This window comes from Streptomyces sp. CRN 30 (genome assembly GCF_034105845.1).
The window spans coordinates 1-8,774 of the sequence record NZ_JAVRHI010000226.1; the positions used below are offsets into that span (position 1 = coordinate 1).

Genomic DNA, 8,774 nt, shown 5'->3' on the forward strand with positions numbered 1-8,774 from the left:
CCGCGGCCGGTGACGCTGACGCCCGGGTCGCTGGCGCGGGCGGTGCGCGCGGCGTCGGAGGCCGGGGCCCCGGCGTCCGCCCCGCCGCCGTCGACGCTGGTGCATCCCCGGTACTGACCTCGCGTCCGTGTCACCCGTACGGCTCACGCCGGGGCGCCGGGCATCGGGCCGTCGCCGGTCGCCCGGGGCAGGGCGGGGCACAGTCCGACGGCGGTGGGTGAGTTACGTCCGACGGGGGGTGTGGGCGGCGCCCGCTGGGTAGGCTCGGCTGACATGGAGCATGAGGTGTTCGTTCCGGTTCCGGCCGAGCGGCTCAGGGATGTGCTGGCCGACCCCGCACGGGTCGCCGGCGCGGTGCCGGGGCTCCAGCAGGAGGCCGGGGCCGAGCCCGTCACGGGCCGGCTGAAGGTACGGGTCGGCAGTCACTCCGTGACCTACCGGGGCCGGGTGCGGGTGTCCGCCCGGGAGGACGGGGCGTACGTCGTCGCCGGTGACGCGGGGGAGGCCCGCGGCTCGGGCGCGGTGTCGCTGGCGCTGACGCTGCGCGTCGTCGACGCGGAGGGTGGCTGCACGCTCGTCATCACGGGTACGGCCAAGGCGGACGGCCGCGTGACGGAACTCCCGCCGGACGCGGTGACGGCCTCGGTGACCCGCCTGCTGACCCGCTTCGCGGAGAACCTGGGAAAGGCGGCGGAACAGGGCTCCGGCCCTGCGGTACCGGAGCCCGGCGCGTCCGCCGCCACGTCGCCGACGGAGCCGGCCCCCGGTCCCGGAAACGCAGCCCCCGACGCAGCCCCCGACGCAGACGCCGACGCCGCCTCTGACTCCGACTTCGACACGGACCGCGGGGGCGACGCGGCCCCCGACCGGTCCACGGCCACCCCTGACCCGGCCACCCCTGACCCGGCTACCCCCGGTCCGGCCACCCCCGACCCGGAGGCCCCCATCGCCCCCGGCACCACCCCGCCCCCCGCCCCCGCCCCCGGTATCGAGAGCCTCGGCGGCGGTGGGAACGGTGGTGAGGATGTCGTGGACGGTCCGCCCGCCGAAGCCGCCCACGCCCGCCGCACGATGATCGGGCGCAGCGCCGAGGAGGTGGACCACGCCCCGCCGCGCGGCCGGTACGCCCCCGTCCCCGCGCCGGAGGCGAGCGCCTCCGGCACCCCACTGCGGTGGGCCGCCCCGGCCGCCGCACTGGCCGTGGCATCGGCCATCGTCGTGGGCCGCGCCCTCCGCAAACGCCGCTGACCACACACCCCGTCCCGGGGTCGACCCCGCCGCGTCCTGCCCCGCCCCTGGGCGCTGGCCCCACCGAGCCCCGCCTCGCCCCCGGGGCCGACCCCACCGAGCCCCACCCCCGGGGACCGACCGCGCCCATCCCCCGATACCGCCCCCGCCGAGCTCCGCCCGGCCCCCGGAGTCGGCCCCGCTGACCGCACGCTCCGCCCTCGGGGCTGCCTCCGCCCAGTGGTCCGGCCTCGCCCCCGGAGTCGGCCCTGCCGAGCCCCTCGCACCCGGGGTGGTCCCCGCCGAGCCCGCCCCACCCCCCGGGGCGGAGCCCCGTCCGAGTCCGCCCCGCCCCGTAGCCCCCCGGCGCGGCCCAGAAGAGTCGGCGTGGCCGAGTGAGGCTGGTGTCGGCCAGTAGGGTCAGGGGGTGAGTAACGACGAGATCTCCTTGACCGCGGGCGACGCGGAGGCCACCGTGCGGCCCGGTAACGGCGGCCGGGTCGGCTCGCTCCGTGTCGGCGGTGTCGAACTGCTCCGCCAGGGCGACCGCTACGGCTGTTTTCCCATGATCCCCTGGTGCGGACGCGTCCGCGACGGCCGGTTCCGCGACGGCGCCGCCGTCCACCAGTTGCCGCTGAACTCCCCGCCGCACGCCATCCACGGCCCCGCCCGCGAGGGCGCCTGGCGCACCGCCCGCACCACCGCCGACGAGGCGGTCATCACGTACGAGCTGGGCGACCCCTGGCCCTACCCGGCCCGCGTCACCCAGGTCATCGCGCTCGCCCCGGAGGCGCTGACGCTCACCGCGTCCATCGAGACGTACGACTCGTCCTTCCCGGCGCAGATCGGCTGGCACCCCTGGTTCAACCGGAGCCTCGGCGACAGCGAGGGCGTGCGGATCGGGTTCGACGCCGCCTGGCAGGAGGAGCGCGGCGCGGACCACATCCCGACCGGCAAGCGGATCGATCCCCTGCCCGGCCCCTGGGACGACTGCTTCGGGATGCCCGGCGGGGTGGACGTCACCCTCACCTGGCCCGGCGCCCTGGAGCTGAAGGTGACCAGCCGGGAGGAGTGGGTCGTGGTCTACGACGAGCAGGACGCCGCCGTGTGCGTGGAGCCGCAGACCGGCCCGCCCAACGGGCTGAACACCCTCCCGCGCCTGGTCACGCCGCTGGAGCCGCTGGAGGCCACGACGACGTGGAGCTGGCGCCACATCTAAGCTGACAGGCATGACGGACGTACGCGGCGCACTGCTGCAGCAGATCAAGGACAAGGCCGTGGTGCACGGCAAGGTGACGCTCTCCTCCGGACTGGAGGCGGACTACTACGTCGACCTGCGCCGCGTCACCCTCGACGGCGAGGCCGCGCCGCTGGTCGGACAGGTGCTGCTCGATCTGGCCGCGGAGCTGGAGTTCGACGCGGTCGGCGGGCTCACCATGGGCGCCGACCCGGTCGCCGCGAGCATGCTGCACGCCGCCGCCGCGCGCGGCCGGCGGCTGGACGCCTTCGTCGTCCGCAAGGCCGCCAAGGCGCACGGCATGCAGCGCCGCGTCGAGGGCCCGGAGATCAAGGGCCGCCGCGTCCTGGTCGTCGAGGACACCTCCACCACCGGCGGCTCCCCGCTCACCGCGGTCGAGGCGGTGCGCGAGGCCGGTGCCGAGGTCGTCGGCGTCGCGACCATCGTCGACCGCGCGACCGGCGCCGCCGAGAAGATCCAGGAGGGCGCGGGCGTGCCGTACCTGTTCGCCTACTCCAAGGACGAGCTGGGCCTGGACTGAGCCCCCCTCGTCCGGAGACAGTCTGGAAAGATGGGGCCGACGATGACGTCGCCCCAGGTGCCCCGAGGTGCCTCATGGTCTAGGTCAGGGCCGTAAGCACGCACGACACAGCCCACCCGCACATACAAGGAGCGGACAATGCCCATCGCAACTCCCGAGGTCTACAACGAGATGCTGGACCGGGCGAAGGCGGGGAAGTTCGCCTACCCGGCCATCAACGTGACCTCCTCCCAGACGCTGCACGCGGCCCTGCGCGGTTTCGCGGAGGCGGAGAGCGACGGCATCGTCCAGATCTCCACCGGCGGCGCCGAGTTCCTGGGCGGCCAGCACAGCAAGGACATGGTCACCGGCGCCGTCGCCCTGGCCGAGTTCGCGCACATCGTCGCCGCGAAGTACGACGTGAACATCGCGCTGCACACGGACCACTGTCCCAAGGACAAGCTCGACGCGTACGTCCGTCCGCTGATCGGCGTCTCCGAGGAGCGCGTCAAGGCCGGCCGTAACCCGCTGTTCCAGTCCCACATGTGGGACGGCTCCGCGGAGACCCTGGCCGACAACCTCTCCATCGCCACCGAGCTGCTGGAGCGCGCCCGCGCCGCCAAGATCATCCTTGAGGTCGAGATCACCCCGACCGGTGGCGAGGAGGACGGCGTCTCCCACGAGATCAACGACTCCCTCTACACCACGGTCGACGATGCGCTGCGCACCGCCGAGGCCCTGGGCCTGGGCGAGAAGGGCCGCTACCTGCTCGCCGCGTCCTTCGGCAACGTCCACGGCGTCTACAAGCCGGGCAACGTCGTCCTCCGCCCCGACCTGCTCAAGGAGCTGAACGAGGGCGTCGCCGCGAAGTACGGCAAGCCGGCCGGCAGCCAGCCGTTCGACTTCGTCTTCCACGGCGGCTCCGGCTCCACCGCCGAGGAGATCGCCACCGCGCTGGACAACGGCGTGGTCAAGATGAACCTCGACACGGACACCCAGTACGCGTTCACGCGCCCGGTCGCCGGTCACATGTTCGCCAACTACGACGGCGTCCTGAAGATCGACGGCGAGGTCGGCAACAAGAAGACCTACGACCCGCGCACCTGGGGCAAGCTGGCCGAGGCCGGCATGGCCGCCCGCGTCGTGGAGGCCTGCGGTCACCTGCGTTCGGCGGGCACCCGCATCAAGTAGCACCTCCTGTCACAGGGCCCGGCACCCTCGCGGTGCCGGGCCCTCGGCATACCGCAGACTGGACCGCATGGCCATTCACGAGAACCTCCTCGGGGGACCGCCCCCGACCCTTCTTCCCGACGGCCCCGAGCCGCGCGAGATGCTCGCGGGCGGCACGTCCCCCGCCGACGTCGCCGCGAAGTACCCGACGTCCTCGCTGGCGTGGGCGCGCCTCGCCGACGAGGCGTTCGAGCGCGGCAGCGTCGTCGAGTCCTACGCCTACGCCCGTACCGGCTACCACCGCGGCCTGGACGCCCTGCGCCGCAGCGGCTGGAAGGGCCACGGCCCGGTGCCGTGGGAGCACGAGCCGAACCGCGGCTTCCTGCGCGCCCTGCACGCCCTCGCCCGCGCCGCCCGCGTGATCGGCGAGAAGGAGGAGTACGAGCGCTGCTCGCAGTTCCTGCGCGACTCCTCGGCGGAGGCGGCCGACGTCCTCGGCTGACCCCGCGGACGTCCCCTTGGGGCCCGCCCGGACGGGCGGGCCTTGCGCGTACCTGGGACGATTGCGGAAGATGCTGGGCCGGGGACCGGGGCCCCGTGCCGGTAACGGCAGGGCGGACCGCTACCCGTAGTACGCATGCAGGAGACAGCGATGTCCCACGACGCCCCGAACCTCGACTTCGACGGCAGCACGCCGTACGAGGACTACGTCAAGGCGGACGTGCTCACCCACCTCCAGAGTCCCCTCTCCGACGACCCCGGCGAGATGGTCTTCCTGGTGACCACCCAGGTCATGGAGTTGTGGTTCACCGTCATCGTCCACGAGTGGGAGACCGCGGCCGGCGCGCTGCGCGAGGACCGCGTGCGCGTGGCGGCCGACGCGCTGAAGCGCTCGGTGCGCGAGCTGGAGGCGCTCAACGCCTCCTGGAAGCCGCTGGGGCAGCTCACCCCGGCCCAGTTCAACTCCTACCGCGGTGCCCTCGGCGACGGCTCCGGCTTCCAGTCGGCGATGTACCGGCGACTGGAGTTCCTGCTCGGCGACAAGTCCGCGTCGATGCTGGTCCCGCACCGGGGCAGCCCGCGCGTCCACGCCGAGCTGGAGAAGGCGCTGCACGAGCCGTCGCTCTACGACGAGGTGGTCCGGCTGCTGGCCCGGCGCGGGTACGCGATCCCCGACGAGGCCCTGCACCGGGACGTGACCCGGAAGTACGAGCCGGTGCCCGAGGTCGAGGCCGCGTGGACGGCCGTCTACTCCGGTGACCAGAACGGCGAGCTGGCCCGGCTCGGCGAGGCGCTCAGCGACGTAGCCGAACTGGTGTGGCGGTGGCGCAACGACCACCTGGTCGCCACCCGCCGCGCGATGGGCGCCAAGACCGGCACCGGCGGCTCCGCCGGGGTGGCCTGGCTGGAGAAGCGGGCCCGCGGCACCGTCTTCCCCGAGCTGTGGACGGCGCGGTCCTATGTCTGAGCTGACGACTCCCCGCGGGCGCGCGGCCGAGCCGACCGGCCGCGCGGAGCGGTACGACGCGGAGCGGTACGACGCGAAGCGGTACGACGCCGAGGACCCGCTCGCCGCCGTGCGCGGCCGGTTCGTCCTCGACGACAGCACCGTCTACCTGGACGGCAACTCGCTCGGCGCGCTGCCCGCGCACGTCCCCGCCCGGCTGGACGACGTCGTCCGCCGCGAGTGGGGCGAGCTGCGCATCCGGTCCTGGGACGAGAGCGGCTGGTGGACCGCGCCCGAGCGGGTCGGCGGCCGGATCGCCCCGCTGGTCGGCGCCGCCCCCGGCCAGGTCGTGGTCTCCGACTCCACCAGCGTCAACGTCTTCAAGGCGGTCGTCGCGGCCGTCCGCATGGCGGGGGAGGGACGGGACGAGATCCTCGTCGACGCCACCACCTTCCCCACCGACGGGTACATCGCCGCGTCGGCGGCCCGGCTGACGGGGTGCGCGCTGCGGCCGGTGGCCCCGGCCGACGTACCGGCGGCGCTCGGCGGCCGGACCGCCGCCGTGCTGCTCAACCACGTCGACTACCGCACCGGCCGGCTGCACGACCTGCCCGCGCTCACCGCCGCCGCCCACGCGGCGGGCGCGTACACCGTCTGGGACCTGTGCCACAGCGCGGGCGCCCTGCCGGTCGGCCTGGATGAGCACGGCGTGGACCTGGCCGTCGGCTGCACCTACAAGTTCCTCAACGGCGGCCCCGGATCGCCCGCGTTCCTGTACGTCCGCCAGGACCTTCAGGACCGCTTCGACTCCCCGCTGCCCGGCTGGAACTCGCACGCCGAGCCGTTCGGCATGGCCACGGCGTACACCCCGGCGGACGGCGCCCCGCGCGGGCGCGTCGGAACGCCGGACATCCTCTCCCTGCTGGCCCTGGAGGCGTCCCTGGACGTGTGGGACGAGGAAGGTGTCTCGGTCGGGGCGGTGCGTGCCAAGTCCCTCGCGCTCACCGACTTCTTCCTGCGGTGCGTCGCGGCGTACGTGCCCGGCGGGCGCGTGGAGTCCCTCACACCGGCCGCGCACGCCGAGCGCGGCAGCCAGGTCGCGCTGCGCTGCGAGGACGCGGGCGAGGTCATGAAGCGGCTGATCGCGCGGGGTGTGGTCGGTGACTTCCGCGCCCCGGACGTGCTGCGTTTCGGCTTCACCCCGCTCTACGTCTCCTTCGCCGACGTGGAGCGGGCGGCGCGGGTACTGGCGGAGGTCCTTCAGGAACCGTAGCCGGAGTGCGCTCGTCGTCCCCGGTATGAGGGAAGAGACACGAGGCGGCGTCGGCTGTCTGCTGGCCGGCGCCGGCGCCGTGGCCGCGGTACTGGCCTGGGCCCCGCTCGCCGCTGACAACGTGACCGGCGGTTTCGAGGGGCAGCACCGCGATCTGAGCGTCCTCTGGGTCGACCTGCCGCTCGTTCTGCTCGGCGGCGCGCTCCTGCCGGTCCTGGTGTGGGGCGCGCTGCTGCGGACGGCGGGCCGGCCCTGGATCGCGCTGCTGGGCGCGGTGGCGTCGCTCGCGCTCGGCGTGTGGGGACTGACGGCCTGGTGGACGCCGTACCAGCGGCCCGAGTTCATGGAGTAGGCACCGGCCGCCCCCCCCTTCACCCAGCGTGATATCCCCGTGTCGGCGCACGTCACCGGCCTGGTACCGTCCCGGCACCGGCCGGATTCCAGTCTTCCGTCCGGTCAACACCGTTTCCTCGCCGAGAGGTTGAACATGCCGGACGCCGCCGCAGAAAACGGGACCGCCGCCGCGCGGAACGCCGCGGAGGAGAAGTCGCTCTTCGCGCACCCCGCGGCCGCTCCCGACCTCACTGCCGCGTACGGCGACCACCCGGACCAGGTGGTCGACCTTTACGCGCCGCGCGTCCAGGCCGGTCCGGGCGGGCCGGTGCCCGTGGTGGTCGTCCTGCACGGCGGGGCCTGGCGGGGCCCGTACGACCGGCGGCACATCAGTCCGTTCGCCGCGTTCCTGGCGGGCCGGGGCTTCGCCGTGGCCAGTGTGGAGTACCGCAGGGGAGCGGACGGTGGTGCGGACGGCGATGCGGGCGGTCGGGCCGGGCGGTGGCCCGACACCCTCGACGACGTGGCCGCCGCCCTCGACGCGCTGCCCGCGCTCGTCGGGGAGCGTCTGCCGGGTGCCGACCCGCGCCGTACGGTGCTCACCGGTCACTCGGCGGGCGGTCATCTCGCCCTGTGGGCGGCGGCCCGGCACGTCCTGCCCGCCGGCGCCCCCTGGCGCACCGACCGGCCCGCGCCCCTGCGCGGCGTGGTCGCCCTCGCGCCGATCGCCGACTTCGAGGTCGCCGACAAGCTCGACGTGTGCGGCGGCGCCGTACGCCAGTTCCTCGGCGGGGACGACACCTTCGCCGAGCGCCGCCCCTACGCCGATCCGGCGCTGCTGCTGCCCACCGGTATCGCGACCACGCTGGTGCAGGGCCGCGCCGACGTGGACGTGCCGCAGGCGGTCGCCGAGTCCTACGCCGACGCGGCGGCCAAGGCCGGGGAGGTGGTGGGGGTGACGCTGCTGGAGGACGTCGGCCACTTCCCGCTGATCGACCCGGCGGCGGACGCGTGCGCGGTGGTGGCGGAGGAGATCGCCCAGCTGGCCTGGTAGCGGCCGGCGGCCAGCGCCCGGCGCCCGGTACCCCGTAACCGTCCCGCCCGCCCCACACCCGCCCCGCACCCGTCCTGCCCCCCGTCATACCTGAGAGCTACGGCGTACGTGAGTCCCCTGGCGGGACGCGGGCGAGGCGTGACGCTCCGTAGTTTCTTTCCCGTACGGGCCCGAGGTGCGGGCCCGCGGGGAGGAGCGGACCGTGGGGTGGGGGAGAGCCGGTCGAAGGCGGCGTGGAGCGGGGCCGTGGCGGGCCGGAACGGGCCGTCGGTGGCGGGGACTTGTCGCGGCGCTGCTGACGGCGGCCGTCGTTCTCCCCCTCTCCGCCGCGGCCCGGCCCACCGTCCCCGCGCCGGTGCCCGCCGCGGTCACCATGACGTCCGCGTCCCTGGCCGACGTGTTCGCCGCGCACCGGGCCAACGCCGCCGAGGCGGCCCGGACGGGAAAGAAACTACGGCGCGTGACGCCTCGCCCGCGTCCCGCCCGGGGACTCACGTACGCCGTAGCTCTCAG

9 protein-coding genes are annotated in these 8,774 nt (G+C 74.6%); all 9 read left to right on the forward strand.

Annotated elements, in window-relative coordinates; all coding sequences use genetic code 11:
* Positions 1-273: 273 nt before the first annotated feature.
* The 9 genes from UW392_RS24290 (at position 274) to UW392_RS24330 (ending at position 8,261) form a co-directional block, all read left to right on the forward strand.
* A complete protein-coding gene (locus tag UW392_RS24290; protein ID WP_320777224.1) occupies positions 274-1,248 on the forward strand; it encodes an SRPBCC family protein in 975 nt (324 codons plus the stop codon).
* 406 nt (positions 1,249-1,654) lie between these two features.
* Positions 1,655-2,446 carry an aldose 1-epimerase gene (locus UW392_RS24295; protein WP_320777225.1) on the forward strand — a complete coding sequence of 264 codons (792 nt, stop codon included), beginning with the start codon at positions 1,655-1,657 and terminating at the stop codon, positions 2,444-2,446.
* A 10-nt stretch (positions 2,447-2,456) separates the two neighbouring features.
* Positions 2,457-3,005 (forward strand): orotate phosphoribosyltransferase, encoded by a 549-nt coding sequence (gene pyrE, locus UW392_RS24300; protein WP_320777226.1) that lies wholly within the window; start codon positions 2,457-2,459, stop codon positions 3,003-3,005.
* Positions 3,006-3,143: 138 nt separating this feature from the next.
* Positions 3,144-4,175 carry a class II fructose-bisphosphate aldolase gene (fbaA, locus tag UW392_RS24305; protein ID WP_320777227.1) on the forward strand — a complete coding sequence of 344 codons (1,032 nt, stop codon included), beginning with the start codon at positions 3,144-3,146 and terminating at the stop codon, positions 4,173-4,175.
* 67 nt (positions 4,176-4,242) lie between these two features.
* Positions 4,243-4,656 (forward strand): DUF3151 domain-containing protein, encoded by a 414-nt coding sequence (locus tag UW392_RS24310; protein WP_320777228.1) that lies wholly within the window; start codon positions 4,243-4,245, stop codon positions 4,654-4,656.
* 150 nt (positions 4,657-4,806) lie between these two features.
* Entirely contained in the window at positions 4,807-5,622 is an 816-nt protein-coding gene (locus UW392_RS24315; protein ID WP_320777229.1) for a tryptophan 2,3-dioxygenase family protein, read from the forward strand.
* Entirely contained in the window at positions 5,615-6,874 is a 1,260-nt protein-coding gene (gene kynU / locus UW392_RS24320) for a kynureninase (RefSeq protein WP_320777230.1), read from the forward strand. Before UW392_RS24315 ends, kynU begins: the two co-directional genes overlap by 8 nt.
* Before the next feature lie 25 nt (positions 6,875-6,899).
* The gene (locus tag UW392_RS24325) at positions 6,900-7,226 is read left to right on the forward strand and encodes a hypothetical protein (RefSeq protein ID WP_320777231.1); all 327 of its coding nucleotides are present in this window, start codon (positions 6,900-6,902) and stop codon (positions 7,224-7,226) included.
* A gap of 135 nt (positions 7,227-7,361) precedes the next feature.
* Positions 7,362-8,261 carry an alpha/beta hydrolase gene (locus tag UW392_RS24330; RefSeq protein ID WP_320777232.1) on the forward strand — a complete coding sequence of 300 codons (900 nt, stop codon included), beginning with the start codon at positions 7,362-7,364 and terminating at the stop codon, positions 8,259-8,261.
* Positions 8,262-8,774 lie beyond the last annotated feature (513 nt).

What these genes read in the sequence shown, in the direction of transcription:
- pyrE (WP_320777226.1), top strand. Translation starts at nt 2,457, where the DNA reads ATGACGGACGTACGCGGCGCACTGCTGCAGCAGATCAAGGACAAGGCC.
- UW392_RS24315 (WP_320777229.1), top strand. Translation starts at nt 4,807, where the DNA reads ATGTCCCACGACGCCCCGAACCTCGACTTCGACGGCAGCACGCCGTAC.
- UW392_RS24330 (WP_320777232.1), top strand. Translation starts at nt 7,362, where the DNA reads ATGCCGGACGCCGCCGCAGAAAACGGGACCGCCGCCGCGCGGAACGCC.
- UW392_RS24310 (WP_320777228.1), top strand. Translation starts at nt 4,243, where the DNA reads ATGGCCATTCACGAGAACCTCCTCGGGGGACCGCCCCCGACCCTTCTT.
- UW392_RS24290 (WP_320777224.1), top strand. Translation starts at nt 274, where the DNA reads ATGGAGCATGAGGTGTTCGTTCCGGTTCCGGCCGAGCGGCTCAGGGAT.
- kynU (WP_320777230.1), top strand. Translation starts at nt 5,615, where the DNA reads ATGTCTGAGCTGACGACTCCCCGCGGGCGCGCGGCCGAGCCGACCGGC.
- fbaA (WP_320777227.1), top strand. Translation starts at nt 3,144, where the DNA reads ATGCCCATCGCAACTCCCGAGGTCTACAACGAGATGCTGGACCGGGCG.
- UW392_RS24325 (WP_320777231.1), top strand. Translation starts at nt 6,900, where the DNA reads ATGAGGGAAGAGACACGAGGCGGCGTCGGCTGTCTGCTGGCCGGCGCC.